This window comes from Sphingobium sp. EP60837, assembly GCF_001658005.1.
Lineage (GTDB): Bacteria > Pseudomonadota > Alphaproteobacteria > Sphingomonadales > Sphingomonadaceae > Sphingobium > Sphingobium tyrosinilyticum.
This window is the reverse complement of the sequence record NZ_CP015986.1, coordinates 1,134,727-1,156,983: the sequence shown is the minus strand read 5'-3', so window position 1 is coordinate 1,156,983 and position 22,257 is coordinate 1,134,727. Positions and strand designations below refer to the sequence as shown.

The following is a 22,257-nucleotide window of genomic DNA, read 5'->3' as shown; positions in this document are numbered from 1 at the left end:
CCCGCTCGGCCTGAGCTTGTCGAGCCCGTTCGACAAGCTCAGGCTCCCGAGGGGAGTTATTGGGCGGTGCTGGCTAACGCCTTTGGCTTTGGCATGGACGGAGCGCCATTCCCCAGGGTTGCAAGATATTTGATCAGCGCGGCCCGGTCCTCCGGCCGCCGCAGCCCGGCAAAGCTCATCTTGGTCCCAGGCACATCCCGTCCCGGCGAGGCGAGAAATTCGAACAACTTGTCATAGGTCCAACTGCCGCCATGCGCTTTCATCGCGGGGGAATAGGCAAAGCCTGCATGGCTCCCCACCGGCCGGCCCACAACGCCCCACAAATTGGGCCCGATGCGGTTTGGGCCGCCCTGCGTAAAGTCGTGGCAACTGGCGCAAAGCTGCGTCTTTGCCTTCCCCGCAGCGGCGTCTGCACCGACCAGCAGCGTGCCAAGATCAACGGCCGGTGCAGCGGCGACCGGCCCGGTCGATGCGGAAGGCATGGGCGCCTTACCCCGCATCCCCCGATGATAGGCAATCAGCCTGTTGCCATCGCCCGGATCGCCGAGGCTGGCGGGCCAATCGCGTTGAACCGACGCCATGTCCACGCGCGGCGGCATATCGTCGGCGGGCTTATAGGCGAGGTCCCCGGCAGTGGCGTGCGGATAGAGTTGGCCTGCGAACCAGCTGAAGCTCCAGAGCGCGCCCGCTGCTCCTGCCACGCACAAACCTGTCATCAGCCAGCGCGTCCTGCTCATGGCTTCAACCTCCGCCGCCCATGAAGATCGCCCGGGTCCAATAGGCATAATCGGCCTCGATCGTCATGATCCGTACCAGCACAAGCAGCACCAGCGGCGGCACCAGGATCGCGTAGATCAGCGACAGCCTTTCCCATGCAAGATGCATGAAGATGGACAGGATCAGCCCGGCCTTCATCAGCATGAACAGGATGATAAGCGTCCAGCGGACGATACCCTGCACATGCATGTAGTCGACCAGATAAGACAGCGTGCTGAGCACGAACAGATAGGCCCAGACCTTCAGGTACAGGCTGATCGGATGATGCTGCCCTTCATGGGCCACGGAGGTTTCGGTGCTGGGCATCTCATGCTTCATGGCGATCACCAGAGATAGAAGAAGGCGAAGATGAAAACCCAGACCAGATCCACGAAATGCCAGTAGAGCCCGGCAATCTCGACCGGGCTATAGTCGCCGGTCCGGTCATAATGGCCGCGGGCGACCTTCGACGCGATGATCAGCAGAAGGATGACCCCGCATGTCACGTGCAGGCCGTGAAAGCCGGTGATCATGAAGAAGGATGCGCCGAATTGCGGCGCGCCCATCGGATTGCTCCAGGGGCGCACGCCTTCCTCGAAGATCAGCTTGCTCCATTCGAACGCCTGCATGGAAAGGAAAACCAGGCCGAACAGCGCCGTCAGCAGCATGAGCCCGGCCGTTTTTCGCCGATCATGCCGGTAGCCAAAGTTCACGGCCATCGCCATCGTGCCGCTAGAACTGATGAGGGCGAAGGTCATGATCGCGATCAGCACCAGCGGGATATCCTGCCCGCCGATGTTGAGCGCGAACACTTCTGCCGTGTTGGGCCAAGGCAGCACGGCGGACGACCGCATCGTCATGTAGCCGGTGAGGAAGCAGGAAAAGATGAAGGTGTCGCTGAGCAGGAAGATCCACATCATCGCCTTGCCCCAATGGGTCTGGCGAAAGACTTCCTGATCGGCCGACCAATCCGCAGCAATCTCACGCAGAGAGGGCGTCAGAACCTCTCGGTCTCTTCTGTCCGTCATGGCGTTGGACATGGCGATGTAACCTCATGTCGATAAGAGCAGGGCGGCAATCAAAATCCAAAGGAAGAGAAGGAAGTGCCAATAAATGGCGCAGAGGCGCAGATGGGCCGGGTTGCTTTCAGTCAGCACCCAACCAGCGGCAACCAGGCCGCCCACTATGTGAAGGCCATGCAGCGCGGTTAGCAGATAGAAGAAGGCGTTGGCCGGATTGGACGAAAGATAATAGCCCGCCATTTGATAATGACGCCACAGCAACCATTGACCGACGAGGAAGCAAAGGCCCAGTGCAGCCCCAGCCAGTGAAGCACGCGCTGCCCGGCCTTCTGCGCTTGATCGGCGCGCCATTTCCCAGGCAAGGCTGCTTGCCATGAGAATGGCGCTGTTGATCCAGAGCAGTGGCGGATCGGGCATGGAGACCCAATCATCCGCATGGCCCATGGCGGCATGCAGTCCCATGCGCATGTAATAGGCCGCACCCAATAGTGAGAACATCACCATCGCAACGGCGAAATAGACGGTCAGCCCGACGCTGCCCGCCGAAGGGCGACCCTCCGGCTCACGCGGATCGCGGTCGCTTGCGGGCTCCCAGCTTCTTTCGGCAAGGCGCGCAAGGATGGTCATGTGCGCGGCTCGGTCTGCGCGATGAAGTCGCGCGGCGCGCCTGGCACGCTGTAATCATAGGCCCAGCGATAAACGACCGGCAGCTTCGGTCCCCAATTGCCATGGGCGGGGGGCGTCTGCGGTGTCTGCCATTCCAGGCTGGCTGCGCCCCAGGGGTTGGGTTCGGCGCGGGGGCCGCGGAACAGGCTCCAGATCATGTTGAAGAAGAACAGGCCCTGCGCCGCGAACACGATCAGCGCGGCTATGCTGATCCATTCATTGGCAAGATGCACCGATTCCGGGATGAAGCTTGTCTCGCCCAGCGCATAGTAGCGGCGTGGCACGCCCAATATGCCCAAATAGTGCATCGGCAGGAAAATCGCATAGACGCCCAGAAAGGTGATCCAGAAATGGAGTTTGCCTAGCGTCTCGTTCCACATGCGCCCGAAAATCTTGGGATACCAGTGGTAGATGGCGCCGAAGATCACAAGCACCGGCGACACGCCCATTACCATATGGAAATGCGCGACGACGAAGAAGGTATCGGACAGCGGCACATCGACGCTGACATTGCCCAGGAACAGCCCCGACAATCCTCCGTGGATGAAGGTAAAGATGAACGCGATCGCGAACAGCATCGGCACGCGCAGATGGATGTCGCCGCGCCACAGGGTCAGTAGCCAGTTATAGACCTTGATCGCGGTCGGAATGGCGATGATCAGCGTCGATGTGGCGAAGAAGAACCCGAAATAGGGGTTCATGCCGCTCACATACATATGATGCGCCCAGACGACGAAGCTCAAGGCACCAATGATGACGATCGCCCACACCATCATGCGATAGCCGAAGATGTTGCGCCGGGCATGGACGCTGATCAGGTCGGACACGATGCCGAAGGCGGGCAGCGCGACGATATAGACTTCGGGATGGCCGAAGAACCAGAAGAGATGCTGGAATAGCAGCGGGCTGCCCCCTTCGGTCGGGGTGATCTTTCCCATGCTCTGCATCGTCGGCATGAAGAAGCTGGTGCCGGCGAAATGGTCGAACAGCATCATGATCGCCGCGACGAACAGCGCCGGGAAAGCGAGCAGGCCCATCACCGACGCGGTGAAGATGCCCCATACCGACAGCGGCATCCGCATCAGGGTCATGCCCTTGGTCCGCGCCTGCAACACCGTGGTCACATAGTTGAGGCCGCCCATGGTGAAGGCCGCAACGAAAATCGCAAGGCTGACCAACATGGTTGCGATGCCCCATTGGTGCCCCGGCGTCCCCTCGCTGATCGCCTGCGGCGGATAGAGCGTCCATCCTGCTCCGGTCGGGCCGCCCGGCACGAAGAAGCCCGTCACCAGCACGATCACCGACAGCAGATAGAGCCAGTAGCTCAGCATATTGACGAAGGGGAACACCATGTCGCGCGCCCCGACCATCAGCGGGATCAGGTAATTGCCAAAGCCGCCCAAGAGCAAAGCGGTCAGCAGATATACTACCATGATCATGCCGTGCATCGACACGAACTGGAGGTAATTGTCCGGCTGGATCGCGGGAAAGGCGCCGGGAAAGCCCAACTGCAACCGCATCAGCGCGGACAGTATCAGCGCCACCAGCCCGATCGAAATGGCAGTCACGCTATATTGGATGGCGATGACCTTGTGATCCTGGCTCCAGACATATTTGGTGACCCAACTGTGCGGATGATGCAGCGGGCGTAGGTCGTCAGCCAGTGTAGTAGCCATCAGATAGAGCTCCGGGTGGCGGCAATAGTGCAGGCATTGGCCTTGATCAGCATGATCGACATGGCGGCCTTTGGCATGTCGGCCAGTATCTGGGAGAAACTCGTCTGCTGCGCCTGCCAGTCTGCGAAGGCCCTGGGCGTTTCCACAATGACTTTCCCCCGCATCTCATGATGACCGGTGCCGCACAGCTCTGCGCAGAGAATATCGAACGTCCCCGCCTTGGTCGGCGTCATCCAGAAATAGGTGACGATGCCCGGCACCAGGTCCATCTTCGCCCGGAACTCGGGTACGTAAAAGTCGTGCAGCACATCCTTCGATCGCAGCACGATCTTCACCGGCTTGCCCAGCGGCAGGTGCAGATCGCCCGCCTCGACCAGAAGGTCGTCCCGTCCGAACGGATCCAGCGGATCGAGGCCGATCGGATTGTCGGGCGTCACATATTTGACCGCCGCGGCGCCCAGCACTCCATCAGGGCCAGGATAGCGGAAGGACCATTGCCATTGCTGACCCACCGCTTCGATAATCGTGGCGTCCTGCGGCACCGACACATAGCGGCCCCAGGCCGCGAGGCCGGGAGCCAGCATTCCGGCGATGCCGATCGCTGTCCAGATCGTCAGCCGCTTTTCCAGCGAACTGTTCTCCGGCTCGTAATGGGCGCGATGCCCCACCCGGTGCCTGTAACGGACCAGCGTCCAGGCCATGAAGAGGTTGAGCAGGATGAAGGCGGCCGCGCAAATCCATAGCGTCACGTCGAGCGCGGTGTCGATGGAACCCCAATTGGATGCAAGCGGCGTGCGCCACCAGGGGCTGAATAGATGAAATGCGACCGAACCCAACACCAGCATGGCGATGGCGACCGCAATCGGCACAAGCCCTCTCCCATCGATGTGGGCGCTCGTTGCCGTATTCCGGCTTCTTTCGAGTCGCCCTCGGAAATTACCGTGAGCGGTAGCTTATAGAAAAAGCGGCAGAGGTGAAAGTCTTCCGCTTGTCATGCTGTTGAATCGAGATCCGGCGCGTCCTCCCGCTTACCGTTTGGTGCTTCGCCATACTCGAACGGGTTAATCACTTTGCCTGCCATTCGCGCCCGAAGATTGTTTGATCGAAAGACCTAAAAGCAGGAGGGTCGCAAACTCCGGCGGGACTAGATCATCTGGAGAGCATACTCATGTTGTCGCAATCGGGAACGATCAATACCCCACTTCTCGAGGCGAGGCTCGATCAGCCGGTGGAGGGCGGAAGCGCGCCTTCAAGTCTCTCCGCGCGCCAGATTTTCAAGATCATCAGGCGGCATGAATTGCTGCTCGGCGCCATCGTCTTCATCATTGTGGCGGTAGTCCTTGCGGTGCAATTGACGGCCACCCCGATCTATGAAGCCACGGCTACGGTGCAAGTGGAGCTTAACGATGACAGCGGGTCGCCTGACATGGCCGCCCGCAACCAGCAGCGCGTATCGAATGAAGCGAATATCTACCGTTCGCGCTCCCTTGCCGAACGTGTGGTGCAGGACCTGAAGCTGGCGCAGGACCCGCGCTTTGCCTCTGCGCCGCTGCCGTCGAATGCCATACTCGACACCCAGCGGCTTACCCGTCTTGCGGGAAGGCTGATGTCGATGACGTCGGTATCTAACCTCCGCGATTCCGACTTCGTTGATATCACCGTGCGATCCTCCTCGCCGGAACTCGCGTCGGAGATCGCCAACCAATATCCGGTCAGCCTGGCGGCATACCGCTCTGAAATGCGCGATGATCGCCAGGGCAAAATCGTTGCTCAACTGGATGGCGAACGCGACCGGCTGGCCATCGAAGCCCATAAGGCGGAGCAGGCTGTTGCGGATTTTCGCCGTAAGAATCAGATGCTGACAGGCGCCGGCGGAGCGGAGGACTATCAGCAGATCAACCGCATCGCCGTGGAAGCAGCCTCAGCTGCCGCCATGCGCGCCGCGCAGAATGCGCGTGCCGCTGTCGTCACCAGCGCCGTCAGCAACATCAGCACCGCAGGGGCGACTTCACCCCTGCTGGACCAGCAGAAGCGGCAGATGGATGATCTGATGCGGACGCGCAGCGAAATGTCCCAGATGCTGGGCTCTGAACACCCGCGCATGCGCGGGTTGGAGGCGCAGATTGCGGAAACGAGCGCCAACATGCAGCGAGAGCAGGCACGGGTCGTCACAGCGGCGATGCAGCAGGCGCAGGCTGAAGCAGCGCGCCAGGCTGGCATGGCGAGGAGCGAGGCGGCGGCTTCGTCCTCAAGAGCCGGGCAGTTGGAGGGAACCCTACGCTCCATCACCGGCAAGGCCTTCGCCAACACCGCCGCATCCGTCGAACTCAACGCTCTGGAACGCAATGCAGAAGTCGCGCGCAGCGCCTTCGCCGCGATGAGCACGCGCGCGCAGGAGGTTAAGGCCAGCCTTGCCGCTTCGGGCATCCACTCCCGCCTGATGTCGCCCGCCGCAGTTCCGCAGAGCCCCATCTCTCCGCGGCCCAAGTCGGCGACCTTCGCCGCCTTCGTCGGATCGCTGATCATAGGGCTAGTGATCGTGTTCGGCATCGAACTGACCGACAACAGGCTGTGGAGTGCAGAGCAGATTTATAATCAGTTCGGCCTGCGGACCTTCGCGATGCTGCCTGAACTCACCGGCGACGCCCTGACATCGGCGAAGGCCAATCCCGTAATCCAGGATCCGCAATCCCTGTTTGCGGAGGTTGCGCGGGGGCTGGGCAGCGAGGTCGCCGATCTGGCGACGCCTGGGCGGGCGCAAACCGTGCTGATTACCTCTCCCATCACCGGGGACGGAAAATCGACGGTGACCTTGTCCCTGCTGGCGGCCGCGGTGGCGATGGGCCGGCGCGCGATTGTCATCGACCTGGACCTGCGCCGTGGTGGAGACAGCACGATGGGCCCGGCTGAGGAGGGGGACACAAGGCCTGACCTCATCGACTATCTGACGGGTGCGGCCGATGCCCGGCATGTGCTGCCCGCCCCTCCGGCAATGACCTTGGGGAACGGAGAGGTACGCGACCTAGTCACCTATGAGCCGGTCGTCATCAGCGCGCGGGAGCCTGCGCGCAATCCTGTGGCGCTTATGCGCATCGGCCGGGTCAATCACTTGCTGGACGAACTGCGGGATCAATATGACCTGATGATCATCAACGCGCCCCCGACGCTTGCGACGCGGGACTCGCGCATGCTGATGGATGCCGCCGATCACACCTTGCTCGTGGTGCGCTGGGGGCGCACGACCATCGAACAGGTGCGGGCTTCCCTGCAGGTCCTTCAGCGGCCCGTGGACGGGGTGGTAATCAACCGCGTCGATTATGCCGAGCACGCCCGCCGCGGCTATGGAGACGCTGTCCAGTTCTACATGGACTCGGCCGAATATTTCGAAGGCGACTTGCCGCGTCCCCGTCGCTGGTATCAGCGTCTGGGCGGCTTCCCGTGGCGCAGGAGCGCTGATGGCGTCGCCTGACGCCCGCCACCCAATATCCTGATGCTGACAAACCGGGTTCCTGCTTGAGCAGGAGCCCGGTTCTTTTTTGCGCAGGCAGTTAGACCCGCGCGGTCAAGGCGCAGTTCGCATGTTTTGCGCTCACCGAACTGACGGATAGCCCATCGGCCCGCTTAGTCCGTGGGCCAGCCGTGTCTATCGCGCCCGCCCGCACCGGGCAAATCACGGCTGATGAGGATCATCCGCTCGATCGCGAAGACCCCGCCAGTGCGGCGGCATGGGACGCCCTTAAATTGATGATCGTGCAGGAAGCTGCTTGACTGGCGGGCGCTCGGTCGCTGCCTCGCCTTATTCCGCGGGCATCTGCTCGACCGCCCGTTGTCCCGCGGCCGACCGAAGCTTGCTGTGTGTGACCCAGGCGATGTCCAGCAATATCGCCGTCACTACTGCCAAGGAGATGTGCGCAGCACTGGCGCCGGCTGGCCCGAAATAGAGGACGCCGGGCACCGCGATCGCGTAAAAGATGACTGTGCTCAGCGCGAATATCTGAAGAACCCGCTTGGGTTGGCCCATAGACAGCAACGCGCTTTTCGCCGGGATCGAGTGCATGATGAACAGGACGGCGATTACCTGGCTCATAAGCAGAGGGAAAGCGGCGACATATTGCGCACCTGGTCCGATGCGGAGCAGCCATTCTCCGAAGAACCAGGTAATGATGGCGATGACCGTTCCCGTTCCGCTCAACAGCAGTTGCGTATTGAAGATGGTGGAGCGGAAAGTGGCGTAATTGCCGCTCTGCCACATGCGGGCAAGTTCTGGGTAAAGCACGGTTTGAACCTGTGCTCCCATCTGCTGGCCCAATTTGGCAACCCGCTTGGCAAGGTTGTACATGCCCACCGCGCCATGGCCTGCAAGCGCGCCCACGAGCAGTTCGTCCGCTTCATGGGTCAATGTCCGGAGCGTTGTGGACAGATTGACGGTCCAGGCGAATGAAAGGAAGTCCGGGAAATCCTTTCGAAGGCCCCGGAGAGAGACGCTGAACGGCGATGGGATATTCTGCCGTTTCAATGCCTTGGAGCCAAGCCAGAGGAATAGCAGGCTGTTGAAGACCTCGGCGACCGTCCAGGCCAGGATGAATCCGATGACTCCCGCCCCGATCCAGAGGCAAAAGGCGGCCAGGAATGCGCGCAGGATGTTCGACAATATCTGCGAATAGGCCACTTCCCGGAACCGGCCGTCGAGCCGCAGGGCGGCGCCGGGCGCGCCGACTATCCTGCATAGCATCGCGAGCGCATAGATCGCCGCCACGTCCAAAGGCACAGGGGCGAAGATCGCTGCGATGCAGATCAGCAAGATGGAGGAGAGGGTGGCGGTGGTGATGTCCAGCAGCAGGCCATATCCATATAGCCGGGCCATGCGCACAGGATTGGCGTCGCTCTCCTCCTCGGCGGCAAATTTGATGAGCGGTTGCCAGGATTCGAAGCGTATCAGCCGTTCGATCGTGCTGGCCAAGGCGAGCACGATCACCATCGATCCCCATTTTTCCGGGCCCAGCCCGCGCGCAGCGATAGCGACGCTGATCAGCATCACGCCCAGATTGACGAAATTGCCGGTCAGCATATGGCCGATGTTGATCAAGCGGCGGCCCATCGGCCCATTCAGCACGGATGCGACTATCCGCATGCAATAAAATTCCTCAGGCTTTCAGGGGTGGGAAGGCACTGCCGGGCGGTCTTCGGCCCGGATATGCGGCGGGCTGCGGACTTCTTGCACTATACCAGATCAGCGCCGGGCTGACCGCCAGATAGATGAACAGGAACCACGCACGGCCATAGACATGTGCCACCCCCATCGTGGCATTGGCGAAGACCACGACTGCCGTAACCGTTGTCAATAATATGAGTTTGCCATGAGGCAGCCGTCGTGCAGCCACGCCTGCGACGATCGGCACCGCCAGAATGACAAGATAGCCCAATAGGGACAGGGCGCCTCCTTCGTTCAGAAGCAGCAGATAGGTATTGTGAACCGGCAAGCCATATTGGCTGGTATAGCGATACTGGTCCGCGCCCAGGCCGACGATCAGATTATTATCAGCCATGCCCAAGGCTTCCATATTCAGCTCCTGGCGATGCTCGAAGGTTCCAGCTGCGGAGATGTCGCCGGAATCTAGAGCCGAAAGGACACGCGTCTGGAAAGTCTTGGGCAGATAATCCTGGCCAAACATCAAGACAGAGCCGCCCAGGCAAACCACCGTGATCAGCGTCTTGAAGTTCCGGCGCCCGCCAAAGAAGATCAGCGTCGCCGCTATCATGCTGTAAAGTCCCGTGTTGGAACTTGTCAGGATGACGCCCGTGACCAGAAGTCCCATACATGGCAGCGCAACCATGGGCCTCATCTGGCGCGACAGCAGCAGGAACCAAAGGAGGGGCATGGACATGACAGTCAGCACCGCCATGGCATTGGGATTATCGACGAATCCTGAAAGGCGCTTGCCGCCGGTGACCAGCTGCATTTGGCCTTTCGCCATGCTGGTGTAACCAGACATGTAGATGACAATGCCGATCGCGCACATGATTGCCATTCCCCAAAGGCCGCATTTGATCAGCCGGATCACTTCCTTTTCAGGCCGCCGCAGCAGAACCAGGGGCACGATCAGATAAGCGAAGAAATATTGGGAAATGAGCGTGAGACAGCGGGCCATGTCGCCATTGAAGATGCTGCCCAGGAACAGCCCGCCAGTCAGCAACAGGAGGCCGAGCACCCACATCCAGGTAAGCTCGGCGAAAGGACGCGCCATGCGACCGGTGGAAAGGCGCAGCATGAAGGCGCCCAGGAAGAGGCCATCGCCCAGGGTGAAATAAAGGCTGGGCGGGTGCAAGGCGACGTAGGGGGCGAAAAAGACCGCGCCTTGCAGTAGGATAAACTCCCACCGGTGCAGCTCTTCCGTCCAATTCTGCGTCAGGCCGCGCATGTCATTGACAGGGGGACGGGCGGGCGCAGCGAACCTATTTGCCTGATGATAGTCTGTCCGCACGTCGCGCTCCGGGCCCGCCACATTAGCAATGGTTCGTCAGCAGCATGCAAATCTGGTTCAGCTTAGTCCATTGCACATAATTTCAGCGCCTTATTCATAAGGAGCAGCGCTATACGCCCATTGGGTATCCGTATCGCGCCAGTAGAAAACCGCATGCCCGCGTCAGCAGCCTGCGCTTCCCCTCCGGCATCTGTTTCCGCCATGAATCATCGCTTTTGACGCGGATTCCCTTCTGCATCCGCAGCCGGTTGCCTGCCACCTGATGGACCGGGTTAAACTCGCCAGCCTCGTAATCGCGTGGGTCGAGCGCTATGCCGGCAAGCGAGGCGATGCGTTGGAGGCTGCCGGCCGGATCGGCTGCAACATCCTCATAACGGATGCGCAGATATTTCGACGGCCCTACCTTCCGGCACAGCCATTCCGCCGCGAGATTCACATAGGCCCAGCGAGCGGCGCTGTAGAGGAGCGGCTTGGGCACGATCACCCTTTGTAATCCCTTGGACGCGTCGGCTTCATAAGCTTTCGACAGGGACCATGCCACGCCCCGGACATCGCGAACGAGGTGAATGACGTGAAGATCGATGCCCTTGATCTTCGCCAGCGCCATGCCGCGCCCAGGCCATTTGGATGAATCGACGATGGCGGCTTTTCCGGATCGGTCAGACATCAGCCGCATCAGCCGCGCGGTATGGCTGGAGAACGTTTCGAGGTCGCGGCTACCAAACCATCTTCGCGGGCTGAAGACCGTGCCCACCTTCCATTGTGCGCGCCGAAATTCTTCAATGAAGCGGGGCGGCTGTTGAGCATGCCATTGTTCGACGACCGGCTGCCAGAAGGAACAGCTTCTGACCCGTTCGCCGCAGGCGCAATATTCATCGTTGAGATAAACGTGCTGGCTGAGGCCGATGATCTCCCCGCCGCCGAACATGGAACGCTGCTGGCCCAGCAATATGTCGAGCAGCGTTGAGCCGCTGCGACCATATCCGCAGATGTAGATCAGCTTGATTGGCTGTGTTTCGGCCGTGCTTGCAATCTCATCCCATGTCGAATGTTCGGCAGGATTGATGTCTCGTCCGTTATCATGCGCGAGCGGCATGTCCATTCACATTACCCTTTCCTAGCACGGCGCCCGCCGCCGACTGGATAGCTGCATCATCGATCAGGGCAGGATAGCTGCGCGCCGCTGCCGTCCTTTTCGAAGCTGCGGGCTCGGTGGCGGGACCCAATGCCTGCAAGCCTTGCGCCGCCGCCCAGATGGCCGCCTGGGTCCGATTGGCCACACCGAGTTTCCGCAGCACTGCCTTGACGTGGACCTTCACCGTGGCTTCGCTGATGCACAGTTGGCGCGAAATGATCTTGTTGGGCAGGCCGCTTATGAGGCGCTGGAGAATCTCCATTTCGCGGGCCGACAAATTGACGGAGTCAATTGTTGCTGCGCCGCCGCTAGGAATGCCATCCATATTCTCACCGATTAATCGTTCCGCCAATTGCGACGGGAAGATCTTCTCGCCAAAAGCGATGAGGTCCAGATAACCGGCGAGCCGCTCCCAAGGCAGATCATTGGTCAGATAGCCTTGCACGCCAGCCCGGAAAGCTCCCAGCATGGCGTCATAATCGAACTCGGTTGCCAGAATGACGATCTTGGCGGCCGGATGCTGCTGGTGAGCGGCGGCCAAGGCCGCGCCATTCCATTTGAGTTGCTGATCCTCCATCAAGATGAGCAGGAATGCAGCGTCCGTGGAGCCGCTCCTGCGCAATTCCTCGACTGAAGGACCTGCATAGATGATTCGACGGTGTTCTTCGGAAAGAAGGCGCTTGAGGCTTTCGCTGGCTATGGAGTTGCAGCCGACAAGCGCAACATCGGAGGTCGTCGTCATACCCGTCACTCCGTTCATATCACGGCGAGCCGTAATGCGTCGAAACATGAAGTTACTGGAATATTGCGACCAATTTTTTTGTGTTTCGGGACAGTAGCACATATGGAAACTTCAACAAGTGTCTCATTCGATTGTAAAATTGATCTACATTGATCTCCGATGATATGATTCCAGCTTAACCCTTTGAGCTATATAGCTACTCGCCTGGGGCGATTTCCGTCGCCTTTGAGCCACGACTGCTCAGGCCAAGCGAGTCGCGCCGTAAAATTCCTTCTGTGCCGTCGGTCGCCTTCGCGCTGGACCTCGCAATCGGCGTGGGAAATGAAAATCGAGTTTCGCGCCTGTCAATAATCCTGAAGACGTAGTTCTTCGCCATCTGGAACATCCGCTGGAGCGCCGCAGACGCCCTGAATGCTCCCATTCAGCTATCTTGCTACCGAAGTTTGCGACAAGGGATGATAGCTGTCTGGTTCATTGCGGCCCCAAGCCAAGTCGCTAGGCTTTTACGCAAGCCAATTGACCATGGCGTTACTGCATGCGCGACGAATGTGGATCGCTTCATTCAGGCACGTGCCGGTCAAATCAGACGTTTACGACCGCGCAAGGGGTTATCATGGCAGTAAGCACTTCGCCTGCAGCATCCGAACCCTATTTTGATGAACTTGGGGAAAGGCGGAAGAAGTTTGCCGATGGCGGGCCGCTATGGGCCATTCTGCTCCATGACCTGCTCACGCGGCCGACCGGCTTCCCCGGGCCCGCGCGCTTCGCCGCCCTCATGCTTATCGACGGGACGCTTATCCTGTTGACGTTGCTTCTAGTCACGTTGGCCATTCCCGGCGCTGTTTCCTCTGCCTTTTACGGCAGGCCCAGCCTCATGGGCTTTTTCAGCCTCACGGCGGTGTTCACCATTTGCCTTACGGGTCTTTATTGGCGGAGCTGGCGGTTTCTGTCTTTTGGAGATGGTATAGCCATTTCGACCTCAGTCATGGGCGGAATGGCGTCGGGCTGGGCGCTATGTTTCATCATCTCTGTCAGGATCAGGTCGGCGCCACTCGATGCCTTGGGCTTCGCGCTTCTGCATACCGCGCTCTTGCTGGTGACGATGATTGGCGTTCGCACCCTGCGGCGCGGCCTGAGGGAGTTTGCGCGGGGCCGAATGGCGCCTCCCGAAGACAGCCACAATATTCTGCTGCTCGGCAAATTGGAGTGGATCCGCTCGCTCGTGGAGATGCTGAAGGCGGACCGGGAAAACCGCTATAATGTGGTCGGTGCGCTGACCTTTGACGGGCGCGAAACGCGGCTTCAGGTTGCGGGCGTCCCCGTGCTGGGCTCCCCGGACCAACTGCCGCAGATCGTCGAAACTCTTGCGCTCAAGCGCCTCAAGCCGGAATGCCTTGTCATTCGCGGCGACAAGTCCATGCCGCGACGCGCCTTTTCGCATCTGGTGAAGTTGGCGGATCAGTGTGACCTTACCGTCGCCAGCGCCAACGATCTGCAGCGGAGCGAAGACGGCGAGCCACGCATCGAGATCAAGCGCTTCGAACTGGCCGACCTGCTGGGCCGTCCGGAAGTCTCGCTCGATCGCAACATCGTCGATCGGCTGATCCGTTCCCGCCGCATTCTCGTGACGGGCGCAGGGGGAACGATCGGCGGCGAACTCGTCCGGCAGATCGCGACCTTCAAGCCTGCCGAGATCGTTCTTCTCGATCATAGCGAGTTCAATCTCTATACGATCGAGATGCAGGTGAGGGACCTTTTCCCGGACATCATCTGCCGGCCCGAACTCTGCTCGATCCGCGAGCGTTCAGCAGTCGAAGACGTGTTTGGCCGCCATCAGCCCGAAATCGTCTTTCACGCTGCTGCGCTCAAACATGTGCCCATTGTGGAGGGCAATCCCTGCGCGGGCGCGCATACCAATGTGCTTGGCACTCGCAATGTCGCTGACGCGGTCTGTGCGCATGGTGCGCTCGCCATGATTCAGGTATCGACGGACAAGGCCGTCAATCCGGTGGGCGTCATGGGCGCAACCAAGCGGCTGGGCGAACTTTACTGCCAGGCGCTGGACCTGATCGGGCAGTGCGATCCGGATAGCCCCCGCTTCATGACCGTGCGTTTCGGAAATGTTCTAGGCTCCAGCGGATCGCTGGTCCCGCTGTTGCAGCAGCAGATGGCCGCCGGAAAGCCGCTGACCGTCACGCATCCTGAGATCGAGCGTTATTTCATGACGGTCGGCGAAGCGGTTCAGCTCATCTTGCAAAGCAGCGCGCGCGCCATGGAGGCGAAGATCGATCGCGGCACGATCTTCGTGCTCGACATGGGCGAGCCGATCAAGATCGTGGACATCGCCCGGCGCATGATCCGCCTGGCTGGGTTACGCCCCGATATTGATGTTCCGATCCAGTTCGTCGGCCTTCGACCGGGCGAAAAGCTCTACGAGGAATTGTTTGATAGTACCGAGGAGCGCGCCCGATCCTCGATCCCCGGCGTCATAGAAGCGACGCCCTGTCCGGTGCCGCTGGAGAAGCTTGTCCAGGCATTTGCCGAATTATCGCACCTCATCGCTGCCTGTGACGAGGATGGCGTGCGCGACCTCATGAAGGAGCTGTTGCGAGCGCCGGCGCAGTCCACCTGGGCAAAGACGCTGCGCGAGATGACGCGCGAAATCGATGTCGTGGGCAAGGCAGCGAATGAATGACCCTGGGGGATAGCATGAAGCCGATGACCGACCCGCAGCCCCTTATCGCGGCACCGCCGCTCCCATATTCGCCAGCGGCCGACCGCCGCTGGCCGCAATATGAGCAGGACGAAATCAACGCTGTCGTCCGCGTGCTGGCGAGCGGCCGCGTCAACTCGCTGGTGCATGGCGACGAGTGCCGGGCGTTTGAACAAGAGTTTGCCGACTATTGCGGCATGCCGCACGCCATCTCGCTCGCCAATGGAACGCTGGCGCTGGAACTCGCCTTTCGCGCTCTTGGCATCGGCGCCGGGGATGAGGTCATTGTGCCCGCACGTAGCTTCTTCGCCAGCGCGTCGGCGGTCGTCGCGGTGGGGGCCGTGCCGGTTTTCGCCGACATTGACGTCGAAAGCCACACCATTGACCCAGGCGCCGTCGAGGCGCTGATCACCGATCGAACGAGAGCGATCCTCTGTGTGCACCTCGCAGGCTGGCCATGCGACATGGATGCGCTTTGCGCTCTTGCGCAGGCGCACGGGCTTGCCCTGGTCGAAGACTGCGCCCAGGCGCATGGGGCGGCGATTCGGGGCAGAAAAGTGGGGTCCTTTGGCGACGCGGCGGCCTTTTCCTTCTGCACGGACAAGATCATGTCCACCGGAGGGGAGGGCGGAATGCTGCTGCTCAGGGATGCCGCGCACTGGCGCCGCGCCTGGGCGTACAAGGATCATGGCAAGAATGTCGCGCTGCTTTCCGCGCCGTCATCGGGACATGGTTTCCGCTATGTCCACGAGAGTTTCGGCACCAATTGGCGGCTGACCGAAATGCAGGCGGCGATCGGGCGGGTGCAGTTGCGCAAGCTGCCGGATTGGCTGAGGCAGAGGCGCAGCAACGCGGCTGTGTTACGGCAGCGTCTCAGCGATCATCCATTGGTACAGCTGCCCACCGTACCCGACGGAGTGGAGCATGCTTATTATAAATTCTACCTGATGCTGAACCTGGAAGGATTTGCGCCAGGGGCCGACAGGTCGGACATCGTAGCAGAGCTGGTCCAAAATGGCATGGCAGCGGGCAGCGGCTCCTGCCCGGATATGTCGCGCGAACTTGCCGTCCGCAACAGCCTTCATCCCAACACGCGCCTTCTCCCGGTTGCAGCCGAAGTGGGCGAACGCAGTCTCATGCTTCCGGTCGATCATCTCTTAGGAGAGAAGGCGATGAATTTCATGGCGGATAGATTGCTGAACGCTTTGGGCCGGACAGGCTGCGGCCCATGAAATCAGCGGCTCAAGCAATTCCGATTGACTTTAATTCGTTGCTGTTCTGAAACAGCAGAAATGCCTTAGAGCATTGCTGCGACGAAAGGGGAGACGATGATGCGCTTTCTTCCTATCATTGGCCTGTCGCTGCTGGTCAGCCTCATGACCGCTTGCACTGGTTCCGTTTCCGGTCTTCCCGCGGTTTCGACCGCCAATGCCAATCAATATAGGCTCGCGCCTGGTGACGAATTGCGTGTCATCATTCCGGGGCTTGCCGAAGTGGAAAACGGCACGGCCTTTGTCGTCAATGACAGGGGTGAGCTCACCATTCCCCTTATGGGCGGTATTCCCGCGAGCGGATCGACGATCCCTGAACTTGAGCAGCGCATTGCCGCCTTGCTTGTGGAAAAAAGATTGATGGTTTCGCCGGCGGTTAGTGTGCAGCCTGTGAAACTGCGGCCCATTTATGTTCTTGGTGAGGTCCGCAGCCCTGGAGAATATCCGTATCGTCCCGGAATGACAGTCGTGACCGCCGTTTCAGTGGCAGGTGGCTTCACCTTCCGCGCCAATCGCGGCACCGTGGCCATCATTCGCCAAGTCAATGGGCAGGCGACGACGGCAAAAGCATTTGAAAGCACTCCCGTTCAACCTGGCGATACTATCAAGGTGGTCGAAAAATGGTTCTGATATCTGCCCGTTTCGCTTCTTTTCTTTCGTACGGAGCAGTAGCCACTGCTGCCTTGATCTCTCCAGCGGCAGCACAGGAACTCGACCGGGCCACTCCCTTGCTGGAGGCGCCATCTGAATATGACCCGGTGCCCATCCAGCTCGGACGGATCGCCGCTTTTGTAGGGGCGGATGCTCGCCTGGAATATGACTCCAACATCTATGCCCTGCCGTCGAACGAAATTGACGACATGCGCTTCACTGCTTCGCCCTGGGTGAACCTGCAGATGAAGGACGATACTTTGGACCTGGGGCTGCAGGCCCGTGCTGTCGTGCGCCGCTATTTTGATAATAAGACGGAAAACTCGGAGTCGGGCTCGGTCCGGTTCAATGGCGTTTTCAAATTGTCCGGCAGCGACAGCATCAGCGGCCAGGCTGGCTGGCTACGGCTGGTGGAGGAACGTGGCGAACCCGAAGGGCTGAGCATCACCAACATCGGCCCTCGCAAATATGACCAGTTGCGCGGCGAACTGGGCTACACGCATGAGGGCGCGCGCATCACCCTCGGCCTTAAAGGCGGCGTGCTGCACAATAACGCGCTGCGTTCGATCGATGCCGAGCGTGACTATAATCAATATACGGGCTCAGCCCGTGTCGGTTACCGGGTCAGCGGGATCATTACGACCTTTGGAGAAGTCTTCATCGCGGCCCGCGAATTCAGGTTGCCGGTCGATTCGTCGGGGATCGATCGCGATTCCAAGACATATGGCGCACGTGGCGGCGTGTCGTTCGAGCCGGGCGGCCTCATTCGGGGCGAGGCGGGCATCGGCGTTTTTCGCTTCGAGCCGGATGCCGCGACGCAGGATTCCAGAACCGGCCTTTCCGTTTCGGCAGCGCTGACCTACACGCCCACACCCCGCCTGGTCATCACGCTTGACGGCTTCCGAGGCGATGTGGCCACGGTCAGGTCAGGCGCGCAGTCGCGAACGGACACTCGGCTCCGCCTCGGCTTTCAAAATGAGATCTATCATAACCTCCGCTGGCAGGGTGCGGTCATCTACCGCCGCAGCAGCTTCCTCGGCAGCGCCCAGCATGAGCGTACGCTCGCGGGGCTTCTCGAGCTGGAATATTTACTGAACCGCAATATCGCCTTCGCGATCACCGGGCGCCTCGCCTCTCGCAACAGCACGATCGACTTGGACGACTTTGACCGGAGCATCTTGGGCGGGGAGATTCGTTTCCAATATTGACCTGCCGCACCGCCCTGATCCCCACGGTTCAGCGCACCTCGCGTCCGGCGAGGCGTTCCCGGTGCGCAAAATCCAGGAACTCGTCCAGGTTCGCCCAACCATTATGGTCAGTATCCTGCCATGCGTCGTTCCGCATCGGGTTCATGCCATGGGCGCGTTCCCAATTATCGGCCATGCCATCCTCGTCCAGATCGACATAAGGCGCTCCGGACGAGATGGCAGGCAATGTGCGCGGACCGGTCAGGTCGGCCGGATTACGCAGGATCGCCCCCGTACGTCCGGTCACATCCGCTACTGTGCGCACGTCCAGAGAGTCGCGCGGAAAGGCTCCCGCCTGCTTTAAGACTTTCGCATAAGCATTTTCGGCAGACATGACCCGCACACTCAATGGGCATATGGGGTGCTGCGCCATGGCTGCCTCCGCGGGGCTGGTCGCCATGATCTTGACATGGTCCAGCTTGTTGTCGGCAGCGAAGATTTTCGATTCTCCCGTGCTGGCGACTAAGACGCGATCTATGGCGGGGATGACGGCCTTGCTGTTGGGACCTTTCTTATAATAGTTCCCGATGATGTTGACGGGCGTACCGCCGAATGTCTCGTGCACTTCGGTAAATTGAGACGAGCCGTTGTAGAAGACGTTGTTAAGAACTTCCACGCAGGAATGGGGCGGGAAGTTCACATCCGGATTGCGATCTCCATTATGAGCGCACAAATTGCCGATGAAGCTGAGCTTCTGCGCATCCTTGGGGTCCGATGCGAGCAGCGCGCATTTGTCATGCCGTGGCACGCCCTGGGTGAAGATCGAATTGGAGATGGTGATATTGTCATTGTCGGCATAGCCGCTCATGATCTGGTCGAGCGCCCAGGCGCCGCTGACATGATCAAAAATGATGTTGCGGCTGTTCTTGTAGAGGAAGGATCCATTACTTCCCCGATGCGAGCCGTTCAGGTCGGTGCGAACGCGGATGTGCCGTATGATGACATCATGCGTGCCCTCCGCCACGATCGGCGTATATCCCTCTGCACCGCCGGCGTGTGTGATCAGGATGCCGCCGCCAGGGGCCGTCTGCCCGGCGATGGTGATGTAGGGATTGCGGATAAGTGGTCGGCGGGAGGTGAAGCGGATCACGCCGCCGACGCGGAAGACGCAGGTTCGCGGACCTTTTTCCTCGATGCAGTCGCGCAGGGAGCCGGGGCCATGATCGGCCAGCGTGGTGACCGGAATGATTGCGCCCCCACGTCCGCCACGCGCGCGCCGGCCGAAACCTTCCGCGCCGGGAAAGGCATCGACTCCGGGGACATCCGGAAGGACTGATGATCCGCTGAAATCTGCCGGGCCACGCTCCTCGCTTTGGCCCGCGCCCCAATCCGTCGTCGCGATGAAGGGCGTCACCAGCAGCGCGGCAATGCCCGCGCAGAGAAGAGTGGTTGTGTTATGACTCACCATGGCTGATCGGCGCCCGTCTTGGCAGCAGAAAGGAGCGACTGATAGATCGCGCTGATCTGCGCAACGTGACGGTCGGCCCCATAAAGTTGGGTCGCGGCCTTCAACGCTTTAGCCGCAATCGTTTCCGCTTGATCCGGCGAGTCGAGCAACCGCAGGATCGCCTCGGCCATGGCGGCGGGATCGTCGGCGGCGGAAAGGAGCCCTGTGACACCCTCTTCGATCGCCTCCAGATTGCCCCCGGATGCCGCCGCAACTACCGGTGTGCCCAGAAGCATCGCCTCAATCAATGATCGGCCGAAGGGCTCGTCGATCGCGGGCACTGCATGAATGTCGCATGCCGCCATCAACTCGGCCGAGTTATAGCGGAATCCCATGAGGCGCAGCCGATGGCTGATCCCGAGCGTCTGTGCCCGCTCGGTCAACTGGTCCTCGACGCCCGGTTCCAGCGCGGAGCCGAACATCAACCCCAGGAAGGGGAGCGCTGGCCGCTTTTCCGCTAGGCGGGCCACTGTTTCCACGAACAGCATGGGCCGCTTGCGCTCGACGAGATTGCCGAAGAAGCCGATCAGCTTGGTTCGGGGATCGACATTCAATTCTTCGATAAGGGCCTGATGTGCCCTCGCCTTGTCGATCGGTTCGGCGTCAGTGTCGAAGGGGCTGTAAACAACCGCAGTCTTGCGCACGGCCTTCTTCCCGCGCCGCACTTCCGACAAGGCGAACTGCGACACTCCTACGATCCGGCTGGCGATCAAGGGTGCCAGAAAACGCACGCCTCGCGCATCGGGCATGCCGCGATGGTGCCAGAGCAGCTTTGCTCCCGCCAACCGCGCAGGCAGGGCCCAGGAAATGTGCATGGCCCCCTCATTGCTATGCACGATTTGGACGCCGTTCATCTTGAGAAAGCCGGCGAGACGCCACTGATCGAAGCAGGTGCTGATGAAGGATATCGCTCCTCCCGTCTGAGGAACACCCCGCGACTGGCCGAAGAACCGCCTGCCGGGCAAGGTGATGTAATCCAGTCCTTCGGAACGAAGCAGTTGCCCCAATTGTCCTCCACCATAGTGCAGCACAATCAAGGGAGCGAAGCGTGTGCGGTCGAGCCCCTGGATCAGCTTTATCGCCGATATATGACTGCCGCCTACTGCCCCGCCGCCGAAGGGAAAGCAGATTCGGGCAGGAGCCGCCGTTCGCGCGATGCCGCCCACCTGTCGTGGCGCCGGCTCCATAACCTCAGTCGCAGAAAAGCGCTGCAGCATCACATCACCTGTGCCCGTCGGATGGAGGATTGTGACCGGTTTGGCCGCTGGACAGCCATGCCGCTCACGCTGTCATAAAGCGCGGCGTAAAGCGCGCCGATCCTGTCCATGGCGAACTTCTGCCGGACACGCTCGCGCGCGGAGAATCCAAGCTCCCGGCGGCCATCCGGGCCGTGTTCCGCCAGCGTCAGGATCGCCTTGGCCATCAGTGCAGGATCGCGCGGCGGCACGATGATGCCCGTATCGCCGATGACGAAGCGGCTATCCCCCACATCCGTCGCGATGCAGGGTACGGCGCATGACATGGCTTCGCCCAATATGTTCGGGAACCCTTCGCCCCAGGCCGATGGAAGGACGAGCAGGTCCAGGCCAGGCACCCATTCTGCCAGCGACCTGTCATGACCGCGCAATGTCACTCGATCGGCCGGAATTGCCTGCAGCGTTCGCGCCAGATCGCCAACAGGTCGTTCCATGCCCTCGCCGCTCAACAGCAGGTGGATGTCCGCCCCGGCTTCTCTCGCTCGCCTCACGGCTTCGACCAGGGTGGCTGCGTCCTTCATAGGATGGTTGCGCGCGGCCATGCCCACGATCAAGGCGGCTGGGTCGATCCCCAGCCGCTCTATCAGCCGCTCCCGGCTTCCCGGCTGCGGACGGAAATGTCCGCAGTCGAACCCGTTGGGAATGACCATCGTCCGCGATGCGCAAAAGCCCAGCCGCTCATGCTGCTGTGCGGCGGCATGGGAATTGTAGATGATCCGGCGCGGCAGTCGGGACAAAAGCGCTTCCACACGGATAATCGCGCGGGTGGCGGGCTTTTCTTGAGCCAGATCCGCGAGGCTGTGGCGCACATTCCAGATCAGGGGAATGGATGGCCGTTGCAGCCCTGCACCTATGACCGCCGCGAGATGCGCATGATACATCCAGGCCATGACGATGTCCGGCCGCTCTTGCCCGATGATCGAGCGCAGCCGGGCTAGCGCGGCCGGCAGCGCCAGTGCGCCGTCGAGTCCGCAGCTGTGCAACGGTACGCCGCTCGCGCGGATACGGTCGCCTCCCACGCCCGGTGTCATCAGGGAAATCACGCAAGATTCTATATCGCCACCCTGCGCGCGCTCATGTTCCACCAGCTTGGCCAGCATGGTTTCTGCGCCGCCGACATTCAGGGCCGTGATGACATGGGCAATTTTCATAGTTGCTCCTGAAAGTCGGCAAACGAGGCCCGCGACGACGGA

Annotated in this window: 19 protein-coding genes; 6 read left to right on the top strand and 13 right to left on the bottom strand. The window is 60.7% G+C overall.

The features are described from left to right. Positions 1-56: 56 nt before the first annotated feature. From EP837_RS05625 to EP837_RS05600, 6 genes are read right to left on the bottom strand one after another with little or no spacing between them, the layout of a single operon-like run. Positions 57-737 carry a c-type cytochrome gene (locus tag EP837_RS05625; protein ID WP_066525263.1) on the bottom strand — a complete coding sequence of 227 codons (681 nt, stop codon included), beginning with the start codon at positions 735-737 and terminating at the stop codon, positions 57-59. A gap of 4 nt (positions 738-741) precedes the next feature. Next, a complete protein-coding gene (locus EP837_RS05620) occupies positions 742-1,095 on the bottom strand; it encodes a cytochrome C oxidase subunit IV family protein (protein ID WP_066528803.1) in 354 nt (117 codons plus the stop codon). 5 nt (positions 1,096-1,100) lie between these two features. Beyond that, positions 1,101-1,784 carry a heme-copper oxidase subunit III family protein gene (locus EP837_RS05615; RefSeq protein WP_156518533.1) on the bottom strand — a complete coding sequence of 228 codons (684 nt, stop codon included), beginning with the start codon at positions 1,782-1,784 and terminating at the stop codon, positions 1,101-1,103. Positions 1,785-1,808: 24 nt separating this feature from the next. Beyond that, positions 1,809-2,405, bottom strand: coding sequence for a cytochrome c oxidase subunit 3 (locus EP837_RS05610; RefSeq protein ID WP_066525257.1), 597 nt, complete (start codon positions 2,403-2,405; stop codon positions 1,809-1,811). Then, positions 2,402-4,120: a cytochrome c oxidase subunit I gene (locus tag EP837_RS05605; protein WP_066525254.1), complete on the bottom strand. Its 1,719-nt coding sequence runs from the start codon at positions 4,118-4,120 to the stop codon at positions 2,402-2,404. Before EP837_RS05605 ends, EP837_RS05610 begins: the two co-directional genes overlap by 4 nt. Next, positions 4,120-4,989: a cytochrome c oxidase subunit II gene (locus EP837_RS05600; protein WP_066525250.1), complete on the bottom strand. Its 870-nt coding sequence runs from the start codon at positions 4,987-4,989 to the stop codon at positions 4,120-4,122. Before EP837_RS05600 ends, EP837_RS05605 begins: the two co-directional genes overlap by 1 nt. A 299-nt stretch (positions 4,990-5,288) precedes the next feature. On the opposite strand from EP837_RS05600, the gene EP837_RS05595 reads away from it, so the two are divergent. Both EP837_RS05595 and EP837_RS21850 read left to right on the top strand, forming a co-directional pair. After that, a complete protein-coding gene (locus tag EP837_RS05595) occupies positions 5,289-7,589 on the top strand; it encodes a GumC family protein (protein ID WP_066525247.1) in 2,301 nt (766 codons plus the stop codon). 170 nt (positions 7,590-7,759) lie between these two features. Next, positions 7,760-7,888 carry a hypothetical protein gene (locus EP837_RS21850; RefSeq protein WP_257784373.1) on the top strand — a complete coding sequence of 43 codons (129 nt, stop codon included), beginning with the start codon at positions 7,760-7,762 and terminating at the stop codon, positions 7,886-7,888. A 28-nt stretch (positions 7,889-7,916) separates the two neighbouring features. Here the strand turns inward: EP837_RS21850 and EP837_RS05590 are convergent, their stop codons facing one another. The 4 genes from EP837_RS05590 to EP837_RS05575 form a co-directional block, all read right to left on the bottom strand. After that, on the bottom strand, positions 7,917-9,251 hold the full coding sequence (locus tag EP837_RS05590) for a lipopolysaccharide biosynthesis protein (RefSeq protein ID WP_066525245.1): 1,335 nt from the start codon (positions 9,249-9,251) through the stop codon (positions 7,917-7,919). A 13-nt stretch (positions 9,252-9,264) separates the two neighbouring features. Beyond that, the gene (locus EP837_RS05585) at positions 9,265-10,602 is read right to left on the bottom strand and encodes an O-antigen ligase family protein (protein ID WP_156518398.1); all 1,338 of its coding nucleotides are present in this window, start codon (positions 10,600-10,602) and stop codon (positions 9,265-9,267) included. A gap of 109 nt (positions 10,603-10,711) precedes the next feature. Continuing rightward, positions 10,712-11,704 (bottom strand): sulfotransferase family protein, encoded by a 993-nt coding sequence (locus EP837_RS05580; RefSeq protein ID WP_082919556.1) that lies wholly within the window; start codon positions 11,702-11,704, stop codon positions 10,712-10,714. Further along, positions 11,682-12,479 (bottom strand): LuxR C-terminal-related transcriptional regulator, encoded by a 798-nt coding sequence (locus EP837_RS05575; RefSeq protein WP_066525241.1) that lies wholly within the window; start codon positions 12,477-12,479, stop codon positions 11,682-11,684. The genes EP837_RS05580 and EP837_RS05575 overlap by 23 nt, the downstream gene beginning before the upstream one ends. A gap of 613 nt (positions 12,480-13,092) precedes the next feature. Between EP837_RS05575 and EP837_RS05565 the strand changes: the two genes are divergently transcribed. From EP837_RS05565 to EP837_RS05550, 4 genes are all read left to right on the top strand, one after another. Continuing rightward, positions 13,093-15,174 carry a polysaccharide biosynthesis protein gene (locus EP837_RS05565; protein WP_066525238.1) on the top strand — a complete coding sequence of 694 codons (2,082 nt, stop codon included), beginning with the start codon at positions 13,093-13,095 and terminating at the stop codon, positions 15,172-15,174. Further along, on the top strand, positions 15,171-16,424 hold the full coding sequence (locus tag EP837_RS05560; RefSeq protein WP_225870579.1) for a DegT/DnrJ/EryC1/StrS family aminotransferase: 1,254 nt from the start codon (positions 15,171-15,173) through the stop codon (positions 16,422-16,424). Before EP837_RS05565 ends, EP837_RS05560 begins: the two co-directional genes overlap by 4 nt. Positions 16,425-16,520: 96 nt before the next feature. After that, positions 16,521-17,093 (top strand): polysaccharide biosynthesis/export family protein, encoded by a 573-nt coding sequence (locus EP837_RS05555; protein WP_156518396.1) that lies wholly within the window; start codon positions 16,521-16,523, stop codon positions 17,091-17,093. 53 nt (positions 17,094-17,146) lie between these two features. Continuing rightward, the gene (locus tag EP837_RS05550; protein WP_197486314.1) at positions 17,147-18,322 is read left to right on the top strand and encodes an outer membrane beta-barrel protein; all 1,176 of its coding nucleotides are present in this window, start codon (positions 17,147-17,149) and stop codon (positions 18,320-18,322) included. A 28-nt stretch (positions 18,323-18,350) separates the two neighbouring features. On the opposite strand, the gene EP837_RS05545 is transcribed toward EP837_RS05550, so the two are convergent. From EP837_RS05545 to EP837_RS05535, 3 genes are read right to left on the bottom strand one after another with little or no spacing between them, the layout of a single operon-like run. After that, positions 18,351-19,766 (bottom strand): pectate lyase family protein, encoded by a 1,416-nt coding sequence (locus EP837_RS05545; RefSeq protein ID WP_197486313.1) that lies wholly within the window; start codon positions 19,764-19,766, stop codon positions 18,351-18,353. Continuing rightward, on the bottom strand, positions 19,763-21,025 hold the full coding sequence (locus EP837_RS05540) for a glycosyltransferase family 4 protein (protein ID WP_082919553.1): 1,263 nt from the start codon (positions 21,023-21,025) through the stop codon (positions 19,763-19,765). Before EP837_RS05540 ends, EP837_RS05545 begins: the two co-directional genes overlap by 4 nt. After that, the gene (locus tag EP837_RS05535) at positions 21,025-22,215 is read right to left on the bottom strand and encodes a glycosyltransferase (protein WP_066525231.1); all 1,191 of its coding nucleotides are present in this window, start codon (positions 22,213-22,215) and stop codon (positions 21,025-21,027) included. The genes EP837_RS05540 and EP837_RS05535 overlap by 1 nt, the downstream gene beginning before the upstream one ends. Positions 22,216-22,257 lie beyond the last annotated feature (42 nt).